Raw genomic sequence first — 24,690 nt, forward strand, 5'->3', positions numbered from 1 at the left:
GCTCGTCGGCAGCGCGTCCGTCGGCCGGCTTATCCGCGCCTGGCGCGCATCCGGGGCTCAGGTGCCGCGGCGTACCTCTCGCCAAACCAGGATCAGCGGGGTCGCGAACACCAGCAAGGCGAAGGCCGCGTAGATCAGGGCCGGAAGCACCTCGCCCCGAAACAGCCACAGGAAGGCCGGCAGGATCACCAGCAGCAGACCCGCCAGCCGGCGCCGAGTCAGCAGATAGGCGCCCACCGCCACCAACATCCACAGCAGCGACAAGGCCATCGCCTCAAACGACGAGACCGGCTTGGCCTGCTGCGCGTCCGGCCCTGGCCCCAGGAACAACACGGCGACCACGGCCAGCACCGCGACCGTCATCAGCATCCAGGCGCACAGGTCGGAGAGACCGAACAGTATTTTGGTAAGGCGCATCGACCCGTTCTCCGATCAGTCTTCGCTGTCGATCGCGTGCAGCCGCGCATATCGGCGCAGAATTGCGGCCGACACGAATTGGTGCAGCACGATCACTCCAGCGAGCAAGACCATGTACAAGGCAAGCGAGAGCTTGCCGTCTCCATACCAGCGCACAGCCCACAGCGTCAGCATCATCGCGCCCAACGAAGCGATGCAGGCAATGATGGAGACTCTGCCGGAGAATATGGAAAGTCCCGAGCACTCGCTGCATTTGAAGGTGCCGCGCACGAACGAGACTCCTGGCATGAACCGATGCAGTCCCGAAGCTGGGGTCTTGCCGCAGTGCGGACAGACGATAGTGCTCAAAGATAGGATCCCGATGCTTCGGCCCCTTCCACTGCGATGCAGCGCAGGAACCCGTTCGCCGCCGACCGCGGCCAAGTCGCCAGAACCCCTGGCACGCCGCGCATCCTGCGCGGCGGAGAGGCCCCGGTCAATGACGGACCATGCAGCGAACGAATGGGAAATGGCTCGTTAGAGCGCAATAAGCGTCGAAGTTTCCAAAGCACCCCGGCCAAATCGCGTTCGCCGCCGCCCAGATCGCCGACCTCAGTTCGGAACGGACGGCTCGTAAGCCGCGAACGGGCCGAAACACACCCAGTCGGGCGATGCCAGACCGGCCATGACCTCGGCCTGGGAGGGGAAATGCTCGCGAAATTCGGGCCAGACCCCGGCCACGTACTCGTCCCACCGCAACGGGTCCAGCTGATGGACTTTGCCGTCGGCCAAATCGATGAACTCGTAGTCGCGCGCCTGGATCTGCGCCACGCCCTGCACCAACGCGGCTTCATGATTGGCTGCCGCTACGTAGACGGCGACGAAGGCGCCGGCCAAGTGCGAAGGCATCTCGCGATTCTGGCCGCGGCCGATCTGCAGGTTGAGTAGGAACAGCTGATTCATCGCCTCACCCGTCCTTGCTCGCACGCGTGGGATCGCCCACGCTGTGGTTCAACGCCACCGCCTGCTTGGTCAGCTTGCGCACGGTCGTGGCCGCGATCGTCATACCCTCGCGCAGGTCCAGGTTGGCCAGCTCGTATTTGCCGCCCGGCTTGAGGCGGGGCTCGATCTCCAGCAGGCGCTTGCCGCGCCAGAAGCCGAGCAGAACCCGCTGCGCTTCGACGCGGATCAGCAGCACCGGGCCGTTGCTGAAATAGACCAGGTGGCCCCACTTCACCACCTCTTCCAGCTTCGCTGCGCCGAGCACGCCCGCGCGCAGGCGTTCGGCGAGGTCGCGTCGCCAGCCGTCCAGCGCGGCGATATAGGCGTCGGGACTTTCGGCGGGCTTGATCTTCTGCATCGCGGGCTCCCGGAGCGGCCAAAGTCGGACAGAGCGAACTGCATGCTATCGAACCAGCCGAACGTCGCCGCGACTCCGCGCCGGCCGTCGGCCCGGCCTTGGCAGGCTCAGCCGGTGTACGGCCCCTTGACCTCGCCCCAGCCCCACTTCGGCATGGGCGCATCCGCGTCGACGGTGGCGCCGGGCTGCGAATTGATCACGGCCAGGCGCGAGCCCCATTCCAGGTAACCCACCAAAGCGGATCGGAACTCCGGATCGTCGGGCATGCCCAGTTCGTCCGCGGTCTCCAGCAACAGGCCGACCCAGCGCCGGCGTTGCTCCTGTCCGAGGTGCCGATTGAGGTGGTGCTGGATCATTTGCGGATGCCCGCCGTGCTTGCGCGAGTAGTCGTCCGGGCCGCCCAGCACTTCGGCCAGGAACGCCGCGACGTGGGCCGGATGATCCGCGCCCATATGCGCGAAGACCTCGCCCAGCAGCGCATCCGCGCGCACGTGTTCGTAGAAGCGTACGGTCAGGCGGTTGAGCGCTTCGATCCCGCCCAGCCACTCGTACAAAGTCGGAACGTCGGTGTTCTGCATGTTCGCTCGCTATGGGCTGGCGCACCGGCGCCCGGCGGGTCCGGCCACGCGCGGCGCCGGGACCCGCGCATGCTAGAGCAAGTCCGCACGCTTACGCAGGCGCAGCGAAGATCTCCGCCAACCGCGTCACGGAAGCGCCGCCCGCGTAGCCCACCGCCCCGACCGGGACACGTCCACCGGTGGCTTCCATCACCCGCCCCGGCCAGATCGGATCGAAGCCGCCGCAGAGCTCGATGAACTGCGCGCCCTCCTCGACCAGGGCCACCGCGACGGCGACCACCGCTGCCTGCTCCGGCACGCCGACGATGACGGTGCGTACGCCGCCGCGTTCGACGACCATGCGGTCGACGGCGGAATCCATTTCTGGCGCTTCGAATATGAATGCCCAGCTGATCACTACCACCCTCCCTGCCTATGCGGCGCTATGCGTGGCGTCAGCCACAGACCCGGCCGGGCATCGGTCCGATCTTGAAACTCCGGTTGCCGAGATCCGACACCTGGCTGGAGCTCACCCTGCCCGAGTTCGGACCTGCGGTGAAGTGCGCATGGATGGATGGCCGACCGTCTTTTGCCGACCGGCCAACGCGTCGCTGAATCGGCAGCTTCCGGGCTTAAGCGAAAGGATGAGGCGAAAGCGCCGCAGCCATCACGTCTTCTGACCCCGCCCTGCGCTAAAAGAGCCCATCGAAGCTGCGAGAGCCCCCCATGACCAAGTCCCTGACGACGGCGTTGGCGATCATGGTGCTGTCTTCGGCCTGCACGCCGATGGCGCATGACGCAGGCGGAGAGGCCGGCGGCACCCAGGAGACGACGCGCGCGCGATCTCCGGTGGCGCTCGCCGTGCGGACGCCGGAGACGCCTCCAACGCCGACCGCCGAATCGATGCCCGCACCGATCGCGCCGGTCGCGTCGGCGCAGCCCCTGGCCGAGCCGGCGGTAATGAAGGGCGGCCCCAACCGTCCCGCCGTCGAACCCGATCCGCCTTTCGTCGCCACCGAGTTCGGCCGCTTCAACGAGCCCTGGGCGATGACCTTCCTGCCCGACGGCCGCCTGCTGGTGACCGAGAAAAATCGCCGCCTGCGGCTGTTCAACACGGCCAGCAAGCAGACCACCGAAATCACCGGCCTGCCGACCGTGGCCTACGGCGGACAAGGCGGTCTCGGCGACGTCGTCCTGCATCCGCAGTTCTCCAGCAATCGCTACGTTTATCTCAGCTACGCCGAAGCCGGCCCCAACAGCACGCGCGGCGCGGCCGTGGCGCGCGCGCAGCTGACGCTCAATGCGGACGGCAACGGCGGCAGCCTGTCGGGCCTGCAAGTGCTGTGGCGGCAGACCCCCAAGGTCACCGGCGAAGGCCACTACAGCCATCGCCTCGCCTTCGGCGGCGACGGCAAGTTGTGGGTCACCTCGGGCGATCGCCAGAAGTTCGACCCCGCCCAGGACATGCAGCAGAACCTGGGCAAACTGATCCGCCTCAACGACGACGGCTCGATCCCAGGCGACAATCCCTTCGTGGGCGTGGGCGGCGTCGCGTCGCAGGTCTGGACCCTGGGCCACCGCAATCTGCTGGGCATCGCCTTTGACAACGCCGGGCGCCTATGGACCCATGAAATGGGACCGGCCGGCGGCGACGAACTCAACCTGATCGAGCGCGGCACCAACTACGGCTGGCCCATCGTCTCCAACGGCGATCACTACGACGGCACCCCGATCCCCGATCATCCGACCCGCCCGGAGTTCAACGCGCCCGAGGCCTACTGGTCGCCGGTGATCGCGCCTGCGGGCTTCATCATCTACAGCGGCGATCTGTTTCCCTCTTTCCGCGGCCAAGGCTTCATCGGCGGCCTCGCTTCGCAGGCGTTGGTGCGGATCCAGTTCGACGGCATACGCGCCAGCGAGTACAAGCGCTATCCGATGGGCGCACGCATCCGCGAGGTCGAGCAAGGGCCCGACGGCGCGATCTGGGTGCTGGAGGACAGCAGCAATGCGCGGCTGTTGAAACTCACACCCAGGCCCTACTGAGGATTCGCGGCCTTACGCGGTGCGGTGGCGCGCAAGCAGACCAAGCTGGCGATCACCGCGATCCCCAGGCCGGTGACGCCGGTCCGCGTGGGCACCAGCAACAACGCGACACCCGCGGACAACGCCGAAATCGCGAACAGATAAATCCCGGCCCTGGACCTGAGCCACAGCATCACGGCACCGGCCAGCAAGCAGACCGCGGCACTGACCGAAGCCAGGAAAGCGACGGCGCTGATTTCGCCGGCCTGCACGGCGCGCAGACCCGATGCCGCGTTGAAGGCATAGAACAACAACTGCAACAGCACGAGGATCAGGACGCTGGTACGCCAGCCCTCGGCTTGGTACGGCGCAGGGCCGACCGCAGCGGCCGGCGGTCGATAAGGGTCGTTCTGGTCCAAGGTCTTCATCTCCAGGTCGAAAGCCGACTGCCCCGATGCAGTATGCCCGCACGGCCGATCCCACCGCCTGCGTTCTACCGCACGCTCGGCGGCGACTAAACCGCCCGCGCGTACCGGCCCGGCGCCTGGCCGACATGGCGACTGAAGGCGGTGCTGAACGTACTGGCCGATGCGTAGCCGACACGCTCGGCGACTTCGGCCAGCCCCAACTCCCGGCGGCGCAGCAGATCCTTGGCCACGGCCATGCGCCAGCTCAGCAGGTATTCCATCGGCGGCAGCCCGACGGTGCGGACGAAGCGATCGAAGAACGAGGAGCGCGACAATGCGGCCTTCTTCGCCAGTTGCTCCACGGTCCAGCCGCGCGCGATCTGCGCATGCATATGGCGCAGGGCGGGCGCGATGCGTCCGTCGGCCAGGCCGCGCAGCAGTCCTGGCGGCGCGTCCTCACTGGGGGTCGCACGCAGCGCCTCGATCAGCAGCACCTCCACCAATCGCGTCAGCACCAGCTCGCGCCCCGGCCTACGCTCGCCGGATTCTTCGCCGACCAGGCGCACCAGGGTGGAAAGGCGCTCGACACCGCGTATGTGCACCAGCGCGGGCAGCAGGGGCACCAGCAGCGACGCATCCGGCGAATCGAACATGAAGTAGCCGCCCAACAGACGCGCATCCGGGCGCCGGCCACGGGTGCCGTGGCGCACCTCGCCGGTCTGCCCGGCCTCGCGATTCGGGTCGAACTGGCGTGCCTGCACCGGCGCGCCGCCCGCAAGGGTGAAACCCGGTGTGGCCGGCAACAGCACGAAATCGCCGGCTTCCAGCAATGCCGTGCTCTCCCCGTCCACGTCCAGACGACAGCGGCCTTCCAGCACCGCGCAGAAGCTCGGCTGGCCGAAGGCGGAATAGCGCACGGCCCAATCGCCGGCGCCGCCGATGCGCTTGGCGAATACCGTGCGCGGCTGCAGCAGGGCGATGACGTCCGCCAGGGGGTCGCTCATTCCGGACTCTCGCAAACGAATATCGGATTTTTCATAGTAGATCGTCCTATCCGTGCCCGGCAAGATGGCCATCCGCACCCTCCACTACGGACACCCTCATGAAAACGGTACTGATCACCGGCTGCTCCTCCGGCTACGGCCTCGAAACCGCGCGCCACTTCCACGCCCAGGGCTGGAACGTCGTCGCCACCATGCGCAAGCCGCGCGAAGACCTGCTGCCGCGCTCGGAGCGCCTGCGTGTAGTCGCCCTGGACGTTACCCGCCCCGACAGCATCGTGGCCGCACTGGAAGCCGCCGGCCCCATCGACGTGCTGGTCAACAATGCCGGCATCGGCGTGGTCGGCGCCTTCGAGGCCACGCCGATGGCGACCGTGCGCGAAGTGTTCGAGACCAACACCTTCGGCGTGATGGCGATGACCCAGGCCGTGCTGCCGCAGTTCCGCGCGCGCCGCTCCGGCGTGGTCGTGAACGTCACCTCCAGCGTGACGCTGGCGCGGATGCCGCTGGCGGCCGCCTACACGGCCAGCAAAGCCGCCATCGAGGGCTTCACCGGATCGCTGGCGTTCGAGCTGGAGGCCTTCGATGTGCAGGTGAAACTGGTGGAACCGGGCTACGGCCCCACCACGGCTTTCGGCCAGAACGGCGGCGCGCGCATGCAGGGCCTGGTGCCCGAACCCTACGCGGCGTTCGCCGAGCGCGTGTTCGCGGGCTTCGCGCAGCCCGCCGCCGTGACCACGGAGGCCGACGTTGCGCAGGTGGTCTGGCGCGCCGCCAACGACACGTCCGGGCAACTGCGCTTCCCAGCCGGTGCGGACGCGCTGGCCCTGGCCCAGTCCCGATAATCGGCACCAAGGCATGCACACCCATGGGCGCTGCCGCACATGGGTGGCGTGCGCTTACTTCTTGCAGGCCTTGGCCGGATCCGCCTGGGCCACGTCCGCGCTCCATAGACAGACGATACGGTCCAAGGCCAAGCCGGTGCGCGAGTTGCTGAAGAACACGATGCCGTCGCCGGTGCTGGGACGCATCAGGAATTTGGCGCGAAAACCGGCCTGATTGCGCCCATCGTGCCCCACCGCCGTACTGCCATCGGCTAGCCGTTCGATGAAATGACCCAGACCGTAGATGGCGTCGTCGGGCGCGCGGGGCGTGCTCAGTTCCGCCGGCGCGTACATCAGGCTCAGCTGCGCTTGGCCCAACGGATGGGCACCGGGGCTATCCGCCATGCCGGCGATCATCCAACGCGCGAAGTCGTTGACGGTCGTGCTCAAGGTCGAAGGCGCCTGCTCGACGTAATAGCGCATCGGCACCGGATCGCCGTCGTCGCCGTGGCCTTGCGCGGCGCCAGCCAGCAACTTCGGCGTCATCGTCACGCTGCTGTGCTTCATGCCCAAGGGCCGGAACACCAGCTCGCGCGCCAAGTCGGCGTACTTGCGTTTCGTGGTCCGCTCGATCGCCAGCTGCATCAGGGTGTAACCGCCGCCCGAGTACTGGAATTTGGCGCCGACGAGCGCGAACAGCTCCACCGCACCGCGCCCATTCGTTTTCCCTGCCAGCGATTCTTCCAGCGTCGGCAGTTCCTTGTAGTCCAGCCAGCCCTGATATCCGCCCAAGCTGGTGCCCGCGGTATGCGAAAGCAGACGGCGGATGGTGATCTGGCGATAGTCGAACTGGTTCTGCGCCAAGGGCCACGGCGACACCAGCTCGGCCACCGGCTGATCCAACCGGATACGCCCTTGCTCGGCCAGACGCATCGTTACCCAACTGGCGATCGGCTTGGACAGCGAGGCGGCGACGAATACGGTGTCCGGCGTCGCGGGCACCTTGCCAGCATGATCCGCGTAGCCGTAGCCGCGCGCATAGACCAGCTTGCCGTCGACGATCAGGCCTATCGCGGCGCCTTGGATCTTGGCGTCCTTCATGATCGTCGGCACTTCGCGCTCGATGACCTGCGCGAACGCCGGAGGCTCCTGGACGGACGCCGCGTGGATAGGCGCGACCACCGATGCGGTCGCGATCAGGGCCCAGCATGCGAGCGCCTTGGGCGAGACGATGCTGTGGGCGATTGCGGAGTAGCGTCCGTGGCGTAGGTGGGTCATGGCGTCCTGGCTGAGCTGGGTGGCGGATACGGCTGAGGGCCCCGACGAGAGCGTTGGCCTCGCGAGGCGAGACGAGAGCGTTGGCCTCGCGAGGCGAAAAGAATCGGGCCCGAAATAAGTCATGCGACGGCGCACCGACGCCCCCGGCGTCGCGCTGTCGACACGATGTCGGCGCCAGTAGGATGCGTCGCTTCCGCGCCAGGTTTAGACCGTCGCCCCTGCGTCCGCTTCGATCCGCAGACGCTAAGGCCGTACTTGACAGGCTCTAATAATTCGAAAATACTGGAATTATGGAAACAACAATCGCACTAGGCGCACTCAACGCCCTCAGCCACGAATCCCGCCTGGCCGCCTTCCGTCAACTGGTGCAAGCCGGGCCAGATGGAATGTCGGTAGGCGAGCTACGCGAAAAGCTGGACCTTCCACCGGCGACGCTCACCGCTCATCTCAACGTGTTGCGCAGCGCGGCCCTGGTCCACGACCAGCGCGAGGGGCGCGTGATCCGTGTGCGCGCGAACTACCTGCAGATGAACGCCCTGCTCGCCTATCTCACCGAGAACTGCTGCGCGGGCGTCGAGACCTGCACGCCGGCCGCAGCCTGCACCCCACGTCCGAAAGGAGCCCGTCGATGAATCGCTTCCACGTGCATTTGAATGTCGCCGACCTGGCGTCCAGCATCCGCTTCTACAACGAATTGTTCGCCACCGCGCCCAGCGTGCAGAAGGACGACTACGCCAAGTGGATGCTCGAAGATCCGCGCATCAACTTCGCCATCTCCAGCACCGGCCGTGCCGTAGGCGTCGATCACCTGGGCCTGCAGGTGGATAGCGGCAACGAACTCACCGCGCTGGGTCGTCGTCTCGACGCGGCCGGAGGCACTGTCGCCCCCGAAGCCGCGGCGGTGTGCTGCTATGCGCAGTCGGACAAGCTGTGGACCGAGGATCCCCAGGGCGTGCGCTGGGAGTCGTTCCATACTTTCGGCGAATCCACCACCTATTACGACCCCGAGGTCGGTTGCGCCGGGGAAGGCACGGTCGCCTGCGCGCCCACCGCCCAGGCGCAGCCCGTCGCGGCGGCCTGCTGCGCTTCCTCTTGCGGCTGAGACGCGCGATGTCGATTCGTCCAGCGCTCCCATCCGAGCACGCCGCGATCCGTGCGTTGCTGGCCGACAACGGCCTGCCGGTGCAGGATTTGACCGACGCCGACGTCGGCTTCCTGATCGCGGACACCGACGGTGCGATCGCCGGCGTCGTCGGCGTGCAGCGCTTCGGCGACACCGGCCTGCTGCGCTCGCTTGCCGTGCACGCCGATGCGCGCCGCTCCGGCACCGGCGGCCATCTGGTCGCCGCGGCCGAGAGCGCGGCGCGGGCGCAGGGCCTGCGCGAGCTGGTATTGCTGACCCAGACCGCGTCGGCCTTCTTCACCCGACGCGGCTACGTCGCCATCGATCGCGCATCGGCGCCCGCCGCCGTGCACAGCAGCGCGGAATTCCAGTCGCTGTGCCCGGCGTCCGCCACCTGCCTGATCAAGTCCCTCGAATGAACCAGCGCGACTCATCCCCGCGACAGCCCCATTGGAACGTCCAGAGCTCATGACATCCGCCCCGTCCAAGAAACGCGTGCTGTTCGTCTGCGTCGAAAACGCCAACCGCAGCCAAATGGCCGAAGCCTTCGCGCGCATGCACGGCGGCGATCGCGTCGACGCCTACAGCGCCGGTTCCGCCCCATCCGGCCGCATCAATCCCAAAGCCGTGCGCTACATGGCCGAATTGGGTTACGACTTGAGCGCCCACGCCTCCAAATCGCTGGACGAGATCGAAGGCGCCTTCGATGCGGTCGTCACCATGGGCTGCGGCGACGACTGTCCTTGGGTGCCGGCCCAGCGCCGCGAAGACTGGGCCCTGCCCGATCCCAAGCACCTGGACGACGACGCCTATCGCGCGGTGCGCGACGAAATCTCGGCGCGGGTCCGGACCTTGCTGGCTTCGTTGCCGTGAGCCTGCGCCGAAAGCTGCTGGCCGAGTTCATCGGCACCTCGGCGCTACTGGCCACGGTGGTCGGCTCCGGCATCATGGGAGCGAACCTGTCGGGCGGTAACGACGGCTTGGCCCTGCTGGCCAACGCCGCTGCGACCGCGGGCATGCTGTATGTGTTGATCGCCGCGTTGGGCCCGATATCAGGCGCGCATCTAAACCCGGCCGTCACTTTGGCGATGCGCTTGCGCGGCGAGGTGACCACGACCGTAGCCGTCGCCTACATCGCCGTGCAGACCGTCGCGGCCGTGACAGGCGTACTGCTAGCCCATGCCATGTTCGACCTGCCGCTGTGGCAGCCAGGCCTGCGTGCGCGCGGCGGCTCCGGGCAATGGTTGAGCGAAGCGGTGGCGACCTTCGGCCTGCTGCTCACCGTCCTCCTGGGCGCACGCCACCGCCCCGCCGCCCTGCCCATGCTGGTGGCTGGCTACATCTTCGCCGCCTATTGGTTCACCGCCAGCACCTCGTTCGCCAATCCAGCAGTCACCCTGGCGCGATCGCTGACCCAGAGTTTCGCGGGCATCCGGCCCGAGGACGTTGCGGGCTTCGTGCTGGCTCAACTCGCGGGCACGATCGCCGCGCTATGGTTCGCGGCGCTGTTGCGGATTTCAAACGCGGACGAGGCCGGACCATCGCAGGACCCGAAGCGCACGAACGCCGACACGCCCTAGGCTTCCGGCACCTAAGCGCCGGCGCGACGCACGATCAGCGCCAGCAGGAAGCCAGCCCACGCGAGCAACCACAACACGGCCATGAAGCCCGACGCTATCGACACCCGATCCCGGTACCTCAGCGTTTCAGATGCCGCTCTGCCAAACCGGCCCAGTCCCGCTCCGGTGAGAATCCGGCCCCCTGCACCACCGTCGCCAGGCCCGATAGCAAGGACCACGGTGGCGTAAGGTCGGTCGCATCCCATTTCACCTGCGCACACTTGAAACAGATCTCCATCGTGCTGACCAACTCGCCCCCGGCGTAGAAACGCAGGGTGTGGTGCGGCTCGAAGATGCAGGCGGCGTAGGCATCCTGGGTCTGCGGATCCAGGCCCTGGACCGTGGACAGGAACGCATCGGACTGGTCCCCGTTGAGCTCCCTCGTGCCGTACACGACCTCGTCCGGTATCAGCGACTTCCCGGCATGGCTGTCGTAGGCATCGTAAGGATAGGAATGCTCGGTCAGTACGATCCGGTCGGACTGACGAATCGCTGCGGCGAGCTGGTTGCGGTACTCCAGGCCACTCGAATCGGTGCGGGTGCTCATGAACGATCCTTCCCTAGGCATGGCGCTGGAATCGCAGCAGCCGCACAGGAGCAACAGCAAGGCCAGCATGCCCTGGCCGACGCCGACTCCTCGGCGGCTTGGACGGCAGGGCACGCGAACAGGCTCACCGCAATCGCGCACAGCCGTCGTCCACGCGCGCTACGCAACCTCCTCCCCGTGGCGACCGGATGCTCGGCCTAGGCCGATCCGCGGCGCGACTTCGATCTGAACGAATCGCCGGACGGTTTAGGCACGCCAAAGCGCTTGGCCGAAAGCTCCGCGGCCTTGCCCCGCTCGATCTCGCGGTTTTTCGGCGGGCTGAACGTGGTCAACGAGTTGATGAGCGTGGCCGCAGCCTCGCTGACTTGCTTTACGGCCAGGTTGAAGGCCTCCTCGTTGGCCTTCGACGGGGCATTGAATCCGCTCAATTTACGAACGAACTGCAACGCCGACGCACGGATCTCGTCGTGCGTGGCCGGCGGCTCGAAGTTGTACAGCGTCCGGATGTTCCTGCACATATCGCCTCCAACATCGACGTTTGCCGACGCGAATCGCCCCGCATCGGGGCGCCGCGCTCAATACTCGGACCGGCGCTCGAAGGCTGTCAACCCATCAGCGCCAGAGCGGAGGTCGGCGTACGCGGGCTCACTGACACGGATCCAGCGCTTTCATAGCGGCCTTCTGGACCACCGGATCCCCCGACGCCGCGACCTCTTGCAGCTTGATGTAGGACGGCATGCTGACGATGGGTGTGATCTGCTTCAGTTCGTCCTTGCTGAATTCGCTATGGGAGGCGCCACCTGTCTGTCCGAAGCGGATGTTGTCGTCGGTCCAACGCGTGCCGAGCGAAGTGCCGAAGAAGGAATCCAACTTGACGATGTCGGCCGCGGGCATCGTGCGAACGATGACGGATTGATAGGCTTCGCTGAGAGCGTAGTCGCTGATCTTGCCGACGCAGGTCGCCATGGCCGGGTGGCTCTTCGCCAGTCCGTACTTCATGCCCGCGACGGTGAGCCTGGAGAATTCATTGGCGGTCGGGTGCCGGGACTTGCCGGCATACGCCGCGGAGCTAAGCGACAATATGAGCGTCGCTGCGATACAAAGCGTCTTGAGCACGGATGCCCCCCCTGGATGCCACGGCCGAGTACGGCCCTAAGCGGCCGTTGCGGCGATGGTCCGGCGGGCATTGCGCCTTGTCAATGAAACGGCCGACGCATTCGGGGCGATGCGCCACGCCGGTGCGCTCCAGCATTCGCCGCGAACGGGGCGGTCGCGGCCCTCGCCGCTCCCACAGCGCTGGCGTCGCGTCCATTGGGTTGGCATCGCAGGCCCCACGCCCCTGCCTGGAGCAAAAAAAACGCCGCGGAGGCCGCGGCGTTTGTTGGAGCCTCCGAAGACGGCGGGTCAGTAATAACCCGCCAGATTCAAGAACCAGCCCTTGTTGTCGTATTTCAGATCGGTCAGGTCGTCGCTGAAGTCGGTGAAGTTGTAGCCCACGCCGACCTTGAAGTTGTCGCCGAGCTGGCGATCCAGGCCGATCAGCCAGCCGCGCTTGTCGCCGCCGTCCTTGACCTGCAGCCAGCGGTACTCGACCAGGCCTTCCCACTTGGCGATCAGGTGATAGCGCAGCTGGCCGGCGGCGAAGTCGGCGCGGCTGTCCAGCCACTGGCCTTCGCCGCGACCGATGCGGTAGTCGCCCCAACGGCTGGCGAGCTTGCCGGCCACTTCCCACTTGTCGTCGATGCGGTAGACGCCTTCGAACGACAGCACTTGCGAGCGCTGGTCGTAGGTGGCGCCGCCGTCCTGGCCGAGGGTGGCCAGGTCGTACAAATAGGTGTACTTGCCGAACAGGCCCCAGCGGGTGTTGTCGTGCGGGCGGTAGGCGAAGCCGAGGTTGGCTTCGGCCAGCTTGGCGCTTTCGGCCGGATTGAGGTCGTCCTGGGTATCGGCGTAATTGGCGCGCAGAGCCAGGCGCAGGTCTTCGTTGACCTTGTAGAACAGGCGATTGGTGGTGACCCACTGCTCGCGCTGCTCGGCACCCGTGTCCTTGCGGTACTCCAGCTTGCTGTTCCACTGGGCGATTTCGTCGGTGCGGCCACCGCTGACGCTGTAGGCGCGACGGTCGACGCGACCGGTGGTGGCGTCCAGTTCGCCGTCCATGATGGTGAAGCCGATGTTCCAGCCTTCGGACGGATAGAAGTCCATGCCGTAGGTGTGGACGATGCCCTGGCTGTTGTCGCTGGGGTCCTTGAGGAACTGGCTTTCGTTGAACAGGTTGACCTGATTGCTCAGACGCCAGCGCTGGCCGAGGGTCCAACCGTTCTGCAGATCGCGGTTGAACAGCGGATCGGTGGCGGTGGTGTCGGTGCTGTAGCTGTAGGCGCCGTAGATCGTGTGGTCGGGCTTGAGGCGGTACTCGGCCTCGACCTTGCCGCCGTGGCCGCGGCTGCCACCGCTGACTTCGGCGCCAACGCTGGAACGATCGCCGAACAGGTACTTGCCGCCCAGGGTGATCAGGTTGTTGCGGTCGTAGGCGCCATTGTCGTCGTCGGCGGTGAACTGGCCGACGCCGTACAGCTCCAGCGAGGAACCGAAGCGGCGGCGGTAGCTCACGGCCGCCAACAGGGCGTCGGCGGTGCCGCTGAGGCGCTCTTCGCGCACGCGACGCAGTTCGGCGCCCAGCTGGGTGTCGTTGGTGATGCGCCAATCGGCGGTCAGCTGGCTCTGCTCCAGGGCCTCGGCGCCGCGTTCGGCGCGCGAGTACTTACCGTACAGGCTGAAGTTGTCGGTGAAGTAGCCCAGGAACTCGGCGCCGTATTCCTCGATATCCAGGCCGGTGTCCGCGCGCGAGACCGAGAAGCCGGCGTCGACGTCGCGCCACCAGGCGCCCACGCTCCAATCGCGATCGGTCCAGCCGAGCTCCTTGAAGTTCGCGCGCGCCTCGACGGCCTTGGCTTCGCCGCTGCGCGCAGCGGTGGTCGGATTGCGCTGAATGAAGCTGAGACCGCCGTTGTCGGAATAGAAGATCGGCGCGACGGTGGATTCGCTGCGGGTCTGTTCCAGCTTCAGGTAGGTGCCGCGACCGGCCTGCAGGGTCAGATCCGCGCCCTTGAGGGTGTAGTCGTCGCCACGTCGGTTCTCGTCGATGTAGGTACCGCCCACCGCGACGTGCTCGCCGAACCACTGCTTGCCGCGGAAGCCGGCGCTGACGTCGTCGGCATCGAAGCCGACCGGCACGTATTCGTAGTCGACCAGCAGCAGCTGGGTGTAGCCGTCGAGCGGGTTGTCGCGGGTCAGGGTGCGCACGTTCTCGCGCGTGACCTGGGCCAGCGGACGGGTCAGGATCAGGCGACCCTGCAGCTCATCGATCTCGTAGTCGGCGCCGCGCTGCAGGTCCACGCGGCTCTCGGTGCGGCCGGTGGTGCGATCGCGGATTTCCAGGGTGACCTTGTCCGAACCCGGCAGTACGTCGGTGTGCTTGAGGTAGTACAGGCTGCCGCCGGTGCCGAGGAACTCGGTGTGGCCGTAGGCGCTCTGCGCTTCGGAACCGAACGCGCGCACTTCGCTCTTGGGCGCGCCGAGCTGGGTGGTGGCGCGCGAACGCCAGGACAGCGCCGCGCCGTACAGCGAGCGGTCGTACTGACCGTACTCGGTACCGGTGATGCCGGTGTTGAAGTTGCCCCACAACGCCTGGTTCTGATCCCAGTCCACGCGCACGTACAAACGGCCCTGGGTGTCGACGTCGCGGTAGGTGCTGGAGTCGTCGCCGTAGACCGGGTAGTACAGGTCCGGGTCGAGGCGGCGGAACACGTCCTGGGCGTCGGCATCGAAGAAGCCGTTGAACAGCTGCTTGATCTCGCGCTCGCGGGTGTCGGCCTGGGCGGTGATCAGGTACTTGCCCTTGACCTTGCCCTTCAAATAGAACGCCAGGCGGCCTTCGCTGATGAAGTCCTTGTCGTAGCGTTCGTCGCCGGCCAGCGGTTCGATGTTGCCGCTGACGTTGTTCTCGGACACGGTGACATCGGCCAGCGCGACCAGGAAGGCGTACTTGCCGGTGACGTCGACGTCGAGGCGGTGCTGCAACGGTGCGCCGCCGCGCGGCTTGACCGCTACGTCGTAGCCGTGACGGCCGATCGGCTCCAGGAACTCGGCCACGAACTTGCGCTCGAGGTCGATCGGGAAGGTTTCGCCGTTGATGGTGAGCTGGGTATCGCGCGGGATGTCGCGGCCGTAGATGCGCACGCGCGAGCCGTAGATCGGGATGTTCTGGATGCGCAGCGAGCTGCGCCCGTAGATCGCGTTCTCGATGCCCTGAGACTCGGCGTCCTCGGTGTCCAGCGCCTTGCCCAGCGAACGCTGGTTCTCGTCGCGCAGCACCTGGATGCCGCGCTCGTAGTCTTCCGGACGCACCAGTTGCACGCGCTTGCCGACGGTTTCGTCGAAAGTGCCGTCCTTGCCGTAGGCGCGGGCGACGTAGATCAGCTCGTCGCCCGGCTGCAGGTTGAGATCGGCCGGCAGGGCGCCGTCCCATTCCTGGTCGGTGACGTTGGCCACCGGCAGGTCGATCTTGGTCAGCGGCGTGACCAGGTCGGCGTCGCTGCCGCGGTACACGGTGACTTCGATCTTGTCGATGAACGAGGCGTAGTTGGTGTAGCCGTGGAAGCGCAGCGGCTTGGCGATGCGGCCGTTCTCGAAGGGCACGGTCGAACCGCCCTGCACGTCGAGCACGGGGCGGCCGAGGGTGGGATCTTCGGTGGCCCAGATCACGCCGCCGTTAGGCAGGTCGATGCTGAAGCGGCCGGCGATCTTGGCGCTGCCGGGCAGCACGTCCTCGCGCACCACATCGACGCGACGATTGCGTTGCAGCGCGTCGGCGTCCGCGCCCTGCGCGACCGGGCGCTCTTCGCCTCGGGTGCGCACGCGGAACAGCAGGCCTTCGTCGCTGCGGCATTCGCCGCCGTCGCAACGTGCCGCGGCGCCCTCGCCTTCCGACTTCGGTGCCGCGTCCTGAGCCAGCGACGGGCCGGCGGCGCCGGCCGAGAGCAGGCCGATCAGGGTCATGTCCAGAAGCTTCATTTTCATCTTCATGGCCATGTCCTCAGCGGCCGCCCACGCCGACGGGGGCGTTGGTATCGTCAGTTATGTCCACTCGCACCTTCTGTCTCACCTTCGGCTCGAGCTCGGCCGATATCGCCTCGTACACGGCCTTGGCGCGGCGCATGCCGAGCTGGACGTTGTAGGCGTTGGCGCCGCGCGGATCGGCGCGGCCGACGATACCGATCACACCGCGACCTTCGCGGTTGAGGGTCTTGGCGATTTCCGAGATCAGGCCGCGGTACTGCGGACGAATCGTGGCCTGGTCGGTGTCGAACAGCAGCTCGCCGAGCTTGATCGCCTGGTCCAGGCTGACCAGCGCCGTGGCGTCGGTGCCCGCGACCACGTCGATGCGGACCTTTTCGGCGAGGTCCGGTTCCAGTTCCTTGCTCAGCGCCGCCTGCACCGCATGGGCGCGGGCGAACGCCAGCGCCTCGCCTTCAGCCTGAGCGGTGATGGTGACGCTGCCGCCGTCGGCATCGCGCAGGCGCTGGGCGATCTTGCCGAACATCGGCGCGTAATCGCTCTTCACCTGGTCGCTGCCGGCCTCGAACATCACCTCGCCCAGCTCGACATCGGTCTGGCTGCTGCCGCCGCGGATCTCGCCGGCGGGCAGCTTGACGCCGAAGTCGAAGCGGGTCGGCACGCCCTGGGTCACGCGGCGCACGCGCGGGTTTTCGGTGGTGAACACCGAGCCCGGCGGCAACGTGGCCTGGTCGACCTTGAGGATGAAGTTGCGGCCGCGTGCGGCGTCGCCGCCCGAGATACCCTCCAGGTGGTAACGGCCGTAGGCGTCGGTCTGCATGATCAGGCCTTCCACCGAGGCGATGCGCACGCCGGGGATACCGCGTTCGTCGATGCCTTCGTTGCGGATCACGTAAGAGACCTCGTAGCCGTCGGCGACCTGGCTGACCTTGCGCGTGACCTGCAGGTCCTGCGCGGTCAGACCCTTGGCCGCGTCGCCGCGGGAGCGTTCGACCGTGGTCTGGCCGGCGGCGTTCATGCGCACGGTGCTGCCCTCGTCGGTGGCCAGGACGAAGTCGTCGCTGAAGTCGAGCGAGCGCAGAGTCTGGCGCACCACCACCTGACGGCGCTGGGCGCTGTCGGCGCTGGAGCTGCGGCCGGCGATGTCGCCGATCGCGATGCCGTGCAGCAGCGGCGCGCTGGCGTCGGGCTCCGGCTGCGGGCCGGTGCCGCGATCGACTGTGGTCGAACCCGCGACGTAGGCCCCCGGGGCGAAGCCGCCCTGCACGCGCACGCCGCCGGCCTTGGCCGGATCCTGCCAGCCGTCGCCGTCGCGGTCGTCGTAGACCGTACCCATGATCAGGCTGTCTTCCAGCAGCGGATCGCCGGCCATGTCGACATCGGCGGTGGCGACGTTGCCGATCGAGGTGCCGTTGACGTCGAGCGCGGTGACGCTGTTGGTGTGCACGCCCTTGCCCACGCCGGCGTCGACGCGCAGGAAGTAGACGATGGTGGCGCGCTGACCGATAGCCACGTCGATGCCGTTGATGCGCAGCGGATTGGTGCCGCCGACGCTGGCGGCGTCGTCCTCGTCGTCCACGCTGAGCGAGCCGTCGACGTAGGTGAAGCCCGCGGGCGGCGTATCGACCAGGGTCGCGTTGCGCGCCGGCGAGTCGCCCACGTTCTCGGCGATCACCGTATAGCGGATCAGATCGCCGATCTTCACCGAGCGCTGAGCCGCCTGCTTGGTCAGGCGCAGCACCGGGGCGTTGGCGTTCACCGTGATGGTGACCACGGCGGTGTCGCAGACCGGGGTCGGCACCGAGGTGTCGCAGACGCGGTAGGTGAAGCTGTCGGTACCGGCGAAGAACTGGTTCGGGGTGTAGGTGCACACGCCCGCCACGCAGTTCACCGTGCCGTTGGTCGGCGCCACGGTCACGCTGACCGAGGCCGGATCCAGCGGCGCGCTGAGCACGCTGTCGTTGGTGAGGACGCTGATCGTCACCGGCACCTGCTGATCGGTGCTGGTCACGTCGTCGACGGCGTCGACCCGGTTGGGCTGGACCAGCACCGAAACGGTGGCGGTGGCGCAGTTGGCCGGATTGAGCTTCTCGCAGATCGTGTAGGTGTAGCTGTCGTTGCCGCTGAAGTTCGGGTTGGGCGTATAGGTCACGGTGCCGTCGCCGTTGACCACGACCGTGCCGTTCGCCGGGTTGCTGGCGATGGTGATGTTGACCAGGGCCGGATCGATCGGCGCGCCGTTGAGCGTGTCGTTGGTCAGCACGCTGGTGATGATCGGCGTGTTCTGCGGGGTGACGCCGCGGCCTCCGCCGACCAGATCGTCGGTGGCGGTGATCGCGGGAGCGACCACGGTGACCGTGACCACGGCCGTATCGCAGTTGCTCGGGTTCAGCACTTCGCAGATGCGGTAGGTGACGGTGTAGGTGCCGGCCGGGGTGTTCGGCGCGACATCGACCGTACCGTTGGCGTTCACCGTCAGCGGGCCGCTGGTGACCGGCGTCAGGCTCACGTCGGCCGGGTTCAGGGTGCTGCCGTTGAGCGTGTCGTTACCGAGCACGTTGATCACGCCGGTGCCGCCGGTGCTGCCGTTGACCGGCGTGGCGAGGGTGTCGTCGACCGCGTCGATCGGTGCGGCGTTGACCGTGACCGTGACCGTGGCGGTATCGCAGTTGCTCGGGTTGAGCACTTCGCAGATCCGATAGGTCGCGGTGTAGGTACCGGCCGGGGTGTTCGGCGCGACGTCTACCGTACCGTCGGCGTTCACCGTGAGCGGGCCGTTGGTGACCGGCGCCAGGGTGACGTTGCCGGTCGTGGCCGCGCCACCGTTGAGGGTGTCGTTGCCCAGCACGTTCACCACACCGGTGCCGCCCGTGGTGCCGTTGATCGGCGTGGCGACGGTGTCGTCGACCGCGTCGATCGGAGCAGCGTTGACCGTCACGGTGACCGTGGCGGTATCGCAGTTGCTCGGGTTGAGGACTTCGCAGATCCGGTAGGTGACGGTGTAAGTGCCGGCCGGGGTGTTCGGCGCGACATCGACCGTACCGTCGGCATTCACCGTCAGCGGGCCGTTGGTGACCGGCGCCAAGGTGACGTTGCTGGTCGTGGCCGCGCCACCGTTGAGGGTGTCGTTGCCGAGCACGTTGACCACGGCGGTCGCGCCGGTGCTGCCGTTGACCGGGGTGGCGACCGGATCGTCGACCGCGTCGATCGGCGCGGCGCCGACCACCACGGTGATCGAGGCCGTGTCGCAGTTGCTCGGACGCGCGGTCTCGCACAGCTGGTACGGAATCACGTAACTGCCGGCCGGGGTGCCCGGGGCGACCGAGACGGTGCCGTCGGCCGCGACCGAGACGCCATCGCCCGTGTTCGGGTCGTTGACGGTGAAGGTCACAAAGGCCAGATCGACCGCGCCGCCGTTGAGGCTGTCGTTGGTCAGCGCGTTGCCGACGTTGGCCGAGCCCGTGGCGCCGTTGACCGGCGTGCCGCTGTAGTCGTCGTCGTTGGCCACGATCACCGCCTGCGCCACGGTCACCGTGGCGGTCGCATTGGCGCAGACCGGGGTCGGCGTCGAGACGTCGCAGACGCGGTACACGAAGCTGTCGCTGCCGCTGAAGCCGGCGTTCGGCGTGTAGGTGCACAGACCCGCGCTGTCGCAGGTCACGCTGCCGTTGGTCGGCGCCGTGACGATGCTGACCGAGGCCGGATTGAGCGGCGCGCCGGTGGTGGTGTCGTTACCGATCACGTTGATGCCCACCGGCGTGTTCTGCGGCGTGCTGGCGCTGTCGTCGAGCGCGGTGACGGCATTGCCACCGACGGTGATCGACACGGTCGCGATATCGCAGACCGAGCCGTTCGGCGCCGGCAGGCACAGACGGTAGCTGAAGCTGTCCGGGCCGCTGTAGTTGGCATTCGGAACGTAGGTGTAGCTGCCGTCGGCGTTGAAGGTCAGCGTGCCGTTGCTGGTACCGGTCACCAGTGCGTAGGCCGAGCCCACCGGTGCGCTGTCGCCGCCGGTGACGGTGGCGTTGAGCGTGGTGTTCTGCGGCGTGGTGGCGGTGTCGTCCACGGCATCCGGGCCGACCACGACCGGCACGCTGGCATCGTCGCAGGTGGCCGGCGAGGTGGCCGGCAGCGTGCAGATGCGGTAGGTGACGGTGTAGGCGCCCGGCGTCGAACCAGCCGGCACGGTGAAGCTGCCGTCCGGATTGGCGATCAGACCGGTCAGGCCGCCGTTGCTGACGACGGTCGGCGCGGTGGCGTTGACGCCGATCGCGACGGCGACGCCGTTGGTGGTGTCGTTGAGGGTCACGTTCGGCACGGTGCCGCCTGCGAACGGCAGGACCGCGGCCGAGTCGTCGACGGCGTCGATCGAAATCGAAACCGGCGTGGTTTCGGTATCGCTGTCGTTGCCGCCGTTCGGATCGGTGGTGGCGCTGCTGACGCTGGCGGTGTTGCTGATCGTGGACGCGCCGCCGTAGTTGGACGGCACCGCCAGGGTCAGAGTGATCGCGGCATTGGCGCCCGCGGCCAGGGTCGGACGCGAGCATTCCACGGTGCCGGCGTTGTTCACGCAGGCCCAGCCGGCGCCGTTGGCGCTGACGAAGCTCAGGCCGGCCGGAATCGCGTCGCTGACCACGATCGAGGTGGCCGCCGAAGGACCGGCGTTGGCGACGGTGATCGTGTAGACCACGTTGTTGCCCGGTACCACCGAGGCGCCGGCGTCGTCCTTGTCGATCGACAGGTCGGCCGAAGCCACCGGGGTCGTCGTGGCCGTACCGGTGTTGTTGGTCGTAGTCGGATCGTTGGTGGTCGAGGTTGCCGTCGCCGAGTTCAGATACGTGCCGGTGGCATTGACCGTCGCGGTGATCTGCAGCGAAGCGCTGGCGCCGTTGGCCAGGCTGCCAATCGTCCACACGCCGGTGCCGGACACGTAAGCGCCCGCACCGTTGTCGGAGACGTAGGTGTAACCGTTCGGCAGCAGATCGGCGACCGAGACGCCGGCCGAGGCCGACGGACCGTTGTTGGTCACCGTCAGGGTGAACACCACGTTGNACCCGCACCGTTGTCGGAGACGTAGGTGTAACCGTTCGGCAGCAGATCGGCGACCGAGACGCCGGCCGAGGCCGACGGACCGTTGTTGGTCACCGTCAGGGTGAACACCACGTTGGTGCCCACCGTCGGAGTCGCGTTGTCCACCGACTTGGCCATGACCAGATCTGCCGAGGCGACCGGGGTCGTGGTGGCCGTGCCGGTGTTGTTGGTCGTGGTCGGATCGTTGGTGGTCGAGGTCACCGTCGCGGTATTGGCGTAGGTGCCCGTGGCGTTGACCGTCGCGGTGATCTGCAGCGAAGCGCTGGCGCCGTTGGCCAGGCTGCCAATCGTCCACACGCCGGTGCCGGACACGTAAGCACCCGCACCGTTGTCGGAGACGTAGGTGTAACCGTTCGGCAGCAGATCGGCGACCGAGACGCCGGCCGAGGCCGACGGACCGTTGTTGGTCACCGTCAGGGTGAACACCACGTTGAGCGGGCGCTGGGCGATGNGAGACGTAGGTGTAACCGTTCGGCAGCAGATCGGCGACCGAGACGCCGGCCGAGGCCGACGGACCGTTGTTGGTCACCGTCAGGGTGAACACCACGTTCGTGCCCACCGTCGGAGTCGCGTTATCGACCGACTTGGCCATGACCAGATCGGCCGAGGCGACCGGGGTCGTGGTGGCCGTGCCGGTGTTGTTGGTCGTGGTCGGATCGTTGGTGGTCGAGGTCACCGTCGCGGTGTTGGCGTAGGTACCCGTGGCGTTGACCGTCGCGGGCCGGTGTTGTTGGTCGTGGTCGGATCGTTGGTGGTCGAGGTCACCGTCGCGGTGTTGGCGTAGGTACCCGTGGCGTTGACCGTCGCGGTGATCTGCAGCGAAGCGTTGGCGCCGTTGGCCAGGCTGCCGATGGTCCACACGCCGGTGCCGGACACGTAAGCGCCCGCACCGTTGTCTGAGACATAGGTGTAGCCATTCGGCAGCAGGTCGGCGACCGAGACGCCGGCCGAAGCCGACGGACCGTTGTTGGTCACCGTCAGGGTGAACACCACGTTGGTGCCCACCGTCGGAGTCGCGTTGTCCACCGACTTGGCCATGACCAGATCTGCCGAGGGCCGGTGTTGTTGGTCGTGGTCGGATCGTTGGTGGTCGAGGTCACCGTCGCGGTGTTGGCGTAGGTACCCGTGGCGTTGACCGTCGCGGTGATCTGCAGCGAGGTCGACGCACCGTTGGCCAGGTTGCCAATCGTCCACACGCCGGTGCCGGAGACATAAGCGCCCGCACCGTTATCGGAGACATAGGTGTAGCCGCTCGGCAGCAGGTCGGCGACCGAGACGCCGGCCGAGGCCGACGGACCGTTGTTGGTCACCGTCAGCGTGAACACGACGTTCGTGCCGACGGTCGGGGTCGCGTTGTCCACCGACTTGGCCATGACCAGATCGGCCGAGGCGACCGGCGTGGTCGTGGCCGTACCGGTGTTGTTGGTCGTGGTCGGATCGTTGGTGGTCGAGGTTGCCGTCGCCGAGTTCAGATACGTGCCCGTGGCGTTGACCGTCGCGGTGATCTGCAGCGAGGTCGACGCACCGTTGGCCAGGTTGCCAATCGTCCACACGCCGGTGCCGGATACGTAAGCGCCCGCACCGTTATCGGAGACATAGGTGTAGCCATTCGGCAGCAAGTCGGCGACCGAGACGCCGGCCGAGGCCGACGGACCGTTGTTGGTCACCGTCAGGGTGAACACGACGTTGGTGCCCACCGTCGGAGTCGCGTTATCGACCGACTTGGCCATGATCAGATCGGCCGAGGCGACCGGCGTGGTCGTGGCCGTACCGGTGTTGTTGCTCGGGGTCGGATCGTTGGTAGTGGACGAAACGGTCGCGGTGTTGAGGTAGGTACCCGTGGCGTTGACCGTCGCGGTGATCTGCAGCGAAGCGTTGGCGCCGTTGGCCAGGTTGCCGATCGTCCACACGCCGGTGCCGGACACGTAAGCGCCTGCACCGTTGTCGGAGACGTAGGTGTAGCCGTTCGGCAGCAGGTCGGCGACCGACACCGCCGCCGCCGGCGACGGGCCGTTGTTGGTGACCGTCAGCGTGAACACGACATTCGTGCCCACGACCGGGTTCGCATTCGACACGCCCTTGACGATGGCGAGGTCGGCGGTCGGGACCGGGCCCGGCGTCGAGGTGCTGGTGTTGTTGCCCGGGGTCGGATCGTTGGTGGCCGAGGTCACCGTCGCGGTGTTCGCGTACGGGCCGGCGGCGTTGACGGTGACCACGATGTTCAGCGCGACGCTGGCGCCGTTGGCGAGGTTGCCGATGGTCCAGGCGCCGGTGCCCGGCACGTACGCGCCCGCGCTGTCGTCGGACACGTAGGTGTAGCCGGCCGGCAGCAGGTCGGTCACCGACACGCTGGTGGCGGCGGACGGACCGTTGTTGGTGACGGTCAGGGTGAAGGTGACGCTGTCGCCGACATTCGGGTTGGCGTTCGACACGCCCTTGACGATCGCCAGATCGGCCGAAGCCGCCGGGGTCGGGGTCGAGGTCGACGTGTTGTTGCCCGGGGTCGGGTCGGTGGTGGTCGAGGTGACCGTCGCGGTGTTGGCGTAGGTGCCGGTGGCGTTGACCGTTGCGGTGATCAGCAACGAGGTCGACGCACCGTTGGCCAGGTTGCCGATCGTCCACACGCCAGTGCCGGAGACGTAAGCRCCYGCRCCGTTGTCGGAGACGTAGGTGTAGCCGTTCGGCAGCAGGTCGGCGACCGACACAGCGGCCGCGCTGGACGGACCGTTGTTGGTGACGGTCAGGGTGAAGGTAAGGTGCCGGTGGCGTTGACCGTTGCGGTGATCAGCAACGAGGTCGACGCACCGTTGGCCAGGTTGCCGATCGTCCACACGCCAGTGCCGGAGACGTAAGCGCCCGCACCGTTGTCGGAGACGTAGGTGTAGCCGTTCGGCAGCAGGTCGGCGACCGAGACGCCAGCCGCAGCCGACGGGCCGTTGTTGGTGACCGTCAGCGTGAACACGACGTTGTTACCTACCGTCGGGGTCGCATTATCGACCGACTTGGCCATGACCAAGTCGGCGGACGCGACCGGGGTCGGCGTCGAGGTGCTGGTGTTGTTGCCCGGCGTCGGATCGTTGGTGGTCGAGGTGACCGTCGTAGGTGTAGCCGCTCGGCAGCAGGTCGGCGACCGAGACGGCCGTCGCGGCGGACGGACCATTGTTGGTGACCGTCAGCGTGAACACGACGTTGTTACCCACCGTCGGAGTCGCATTATCGACCGACTTGGCCATGACCAAGTCGGCGGACGCGACCGGGGTCGGCGTCGAGGTGCTGGTGTTGTTGCCCGGCGTCGGATCGTTGGTGGTCGAGGTGACCGTCGCGGTGTTGGCGTAGGTGCCGGTGGCGTTGACCGTTGCGGTGATCAGCAACGAGGTCGACGCACC

General features: G+C 67.2%; 24 protein-coding genes. 7 read left to right on the forward strand and 17 right to left on the reverse strand.

The features are described from left to right. Positions 1-57: 57 nt before the first annotated feature. The 6 genes from ASE43_RS06790 to ASE43_RS06815 all read right to left on the reverse strand — a co-directional run bounded on the left by ASE43_RS06790 (position 58) and on the right by ASE43_RS06815 (position 2,737). Positions 58-417 carry a hypothetical protein gene (locus ASE43_RS06790; RefSeq protein WP_057159971.1) on the reverse strand — a complete coding sequence of 120 codons (360 nt, stop codon included), beginning with the start codon at positions 415-417 and terminating at the stop codon, positions 58-60. 15 nt (positions 418-432) lie between these two features. Further along, positions 433-765 (reverse strand): hypothetical protein, encoded by a 333-nt coding sequence (locus tag ASE43_RS06795; protein ID WP_157499708.1) that lies wholly within the window; start codon positions 763-765, stop codon positions 433-435. Between the two features lie 243 nt (positions 766-1,008). Continuing rightward, positions 1,009-1,359 carry a hypothetical protein gene (locus ASE43_RS06800; RefSeq protein WP_056183085.1) on the reverse strand — a complete coding sequence of 117 codons (351 nt, stop codon included), beginning with the start codon at positions 1,357-1,359 and terminating at the stop codon, positions 1,009-1,011. A 4-nt stretch (positions 1,360-1,363) separates the two neighbouring features. Further along, the gene (locus ASE43_RS06805) at positions 1,364-1,756 is read right to left on the reverse strand and encodes a DUF1801 domain-containing protein (protein WP_057159973.1); all 393 of its coding nucleotides are present in this window, start codon (positions 1,754-1,756) and stop codon (positions 1,364-1,366) included. A 107-nt stretch (positions 1,757-1,863) separates the two neighbouring features. Continuing rightward, positions 1,864-2,334, reverse strand: coding sequence for a group II truncated hemoglobin (locus ASE43_RS06810; RefSeq protein ID WP_056183078.1), 471 nt, complete (start codon positions 2,332-2,334; stop codon positions 1,864-1,866). 91 nt (positions 2,335-2,425) lie between these two features. Next, positions 2,426-2,737 (reverse strand): DUF6506 family protein, encoded by a 312-nt coding sequence (locus ASE43_RS06815; RefSeq protein WP_343123555.1) that lies wholly within the window; start codon positions 2,735-2,737, stop codon positions 2,426-2,428. Positions 2,738-3,216: 479 nt separating this feature from the next. On the opposite strand from ASE43_RS06815, the gene ASE43_RS06820 reads away from it, so the two are divergent. Continuing rightward, positions 3,217-4,356 carry a PQQ-dependent sugar dehydrogenase gene (locus ASE43_RS06820; protein ID WP_082607150.1) on the forward strand — a complete coding sequence of 380 codons (1,140 nt, stop codon included), beginning with the start codon at positions 3,217-3,219 and terminating at the stop codon, positions 4,354-4,356. Here ASE43_RS06820 and ASE43_RS06825 read toward each other — a convergent pair. Next, positions 4,350-4,763 (reverse strand): hypothetical protein, encoded by a 414-nt coding sequence (locus ASE43_RS06825; RefSeq protein ID WP_057159974.1) that lies wholly within the window; start codon positions 4,761-4,763, stop codon positions 4,350-4,352. The genes ASE43_RS06820 and ASE43_RS06825 overlap by 7 nt on opposite strands. Before the next feature lie 86 nt (positions 4,764-4,849). After that, complete coding sequence (locus ASE43_RS06830; protein ID WP_057159975.1) at positions 4,850-5,746, reverse strand: AraC family transcriptional regulator; 897 nt, start codon at positions 5,744-5,746, stop codon at positions 4,850-4,852. Positions 5,747-5,844: 98 nt separating this feature from the next. Here ASE43_RS06830 and ASE43_RS06835 point away from each other — a divergent pair, with 98 nt between their 5' ends. After that, positions 5,845-6,588 carry an SDR family NAD(P)-dependent oxidoreductase gene (locus tag ASE43_RS06835; RefSeq protein ID WP_057159976.1) on the forward strand — a complete coding sequence of 248 codons (744 nt, stop codon included), beginning with the start codon at positions 5,845-5,847 and terminating at the stop codon, positions 6,586-6,588. Positions 6,589-6,642: 54 nt separating this feature from the next. On the opposite strand, the gene ASE43_RS06840 is transcribed toward ASE43_RS06835, so the two are convergent. Continuing rightward, positions 6,643-7,845, reverse strand: coding sequence for a serine hydrolase domain-containing protein (locus tag ASE43_RS06840; protein ID WP_082607151.1), 1,203 nt, complete (start codon positions 7,843-7,845; stop codon positions 6,643-6,645). A 290-nt stretch (positions 7,846-8,135) separates the two neighbouring features. Between ASE43_RS06840 and ASE43_RS06845 the strand changes: the two genes are divergently transcribed. The 5 genes from ASE43_RS06845 to ASE43_RS06865 are packed head-to-tail and all read left to right on the forward strand — an operon-like array spanning position 8,136 to position 10,548. Continuing rightward, the gene (locus tag ASE43_RS06845; protein ID WP_057159977.1) at positions 8,136-8,477 is read left to right on the forward strand and encodes a metalloregulator ArsR/SmtB family transcription factor; all 342 of its coding nucleotides are present in this window, start codon (positions 8,136-8,138) and stop codon (positions 8,475-8,477) included. Beyond that, positions 8,474-8,947, forward strand: coding sequence for an ArsI/CadI family heavy metal resistance metalloenzyme (locus ASE43_RS06850; RefSeq protein WP_057159978.1), 474 nt, complete (start codon positions 8,474-8,476; stop codon positions 8,945-8,947). Before ASE43_RS06845 ends, ASE43_RS06850 begins: the two co-directional genes overlap by 4 nt. Positions 8,948-8,955: 8 nt before the next feature. Beyond that, on the forward strand, positions 8,956-9,387 hold the full coding sequence (arsN2, locus tag ASE43_RS06855) for an arsenic resistance N-acetyltransferase ArsN2 (RefSeq protein WP_057159979.1): 432 nt from the start codon (positions 8,956-8,958) through the stop codon (positions 9,385-9,387). 49 nt (positions 9,388-9,436) lie between these two features. Continuing rightward, the gene (locus tag ASE43_RS06860) at positions 9,437-9,841 is read left to right on the forward strand and encodes an arsenate reductase ArsC (protein ID WP_056183052.1); all 405 of its coding nucleotides are present in this window, start codon (positions 9,437-9,439) and stop codon (positions 9,839-9,841) included. Next, positions 9,838-10,548, forward strand: coding sequence for an MIP/aquaporin family protein (locus ASE43_RS06865; RefSeq protein WP_057159980.1), 711 nt, complete (start codon positions 9,838-9,840; stop codon positions 10,546-10,548). Before ASE43_RS06860 ends, ASE43_RS06865 begins: the two co-directional genes overlap by 4 nt. 118 nt (positions 10,549-10,666) lie before the next feature. Here the strand turns inward: ASE43_RS06865 and ASE43_RS06870 are convergent, their stop codons facing one another. The 8 genes from ASE43_RS06870 to ASE43_RS06915 all read right to left on the reverse strand — a co-directional run. Next, positions 10,667-11,134, reverse strand: a complete 468-nt coding sequence (locus ASE43_RS06870; protein WP_157499710.1) for a hypothetical protein — start codon at positions 11,132-11,134, stop codon at positions 10,667-10,669. Between the two features lie 197 nt (positions 11,135-11,331). Beyond that, a complete protein-coding gene (locus ASE43_RS06875) occupies positions 11,332-11,652 on the reverse strand; it encodes a DUF2277 domain-containing protein (RefSeq protein WP_057159982.1) in 321 nt (106 codons plus the stop codon). 127 nt (positions 11,653-11,779) lie between these two features. Next, complete coding sequence (locus ASE43_RS06880) at positions 11,780-12,250, reverse strand: hypothetical protein (protein ID WP_157499712.1); 471 nt, start codon at positions 12,248-12,250, stop codon at positions 11,780-11,782. Between the two features lie 288 nt (positions 12,251-12,538). After that, positions 12,539-16,222, reverse strand: a complete 3,684-nt coding sequence (locus ASE43_RS06885; protein WP_235568663.1) for a hypothetical protein — start codon at positions 16,220-16,222, stop codon at positions 12,539-12,541. Between the two features lie 5,754 nt (positions 16,223-21,976). Then, entirely contained in the window at positions 21,977-22,342 is a 366-nt protein-coding gene (locus tag ASE43_RS06900) for a DUF11 domain-containing protein (RefSeq protein ID WP_082607153.1), read from the reverse strand. After that, positions 22,282-24,135, reverse strand: a complete 1,854-nt coding sequence (locus tag ASE43_RS06905) for a DUF11 domain-containing protein (RefSeq protein WP_082607154.1) — start codon at positions 24,133-24,135, stop codon at positions 22,282-22,284. Before ASE43_RS06905 ends, ASE43_RS06900 begins: the two co-directional genes overlap by 61 nt. Next, positions 24,045-24,314 (reverse strand): DUF11 domain-containing protein, encoded by a 270-nt coding sequence (locus ASE43_RS22110; RefSeq protein ID WP_057159988.1) that lies wholly within the window; start codon positions 24,312-24,314, stop codon positions 24,045-24,047. Before ASE43_RS22110 ends, ASE43_RS06905 begins: the two co-directional genes overlap by 91 nt. Further along, a partial coding sequence (locus ASE43_RS06915; protein ID WP_162258762.1) for a DUF11 domain-containing protein occupies positions 24,295-24,690 on the reverse strand: 396 nt, incomplete at its 5' end. The genes ASE43_RS22110 and ASE43_RS06915, both read right to left, overlap by 20 nt.

The organism is Lysobacter sp. Root983 (assembly GCF_001429345.1).
In the GTDB taxonomy this organism is placed as follows: Bacteria; Pseudomonadota; Gammaproteobacteria; order Xanthomonadales; family Xanthomonadaceae; genus Lysobacter.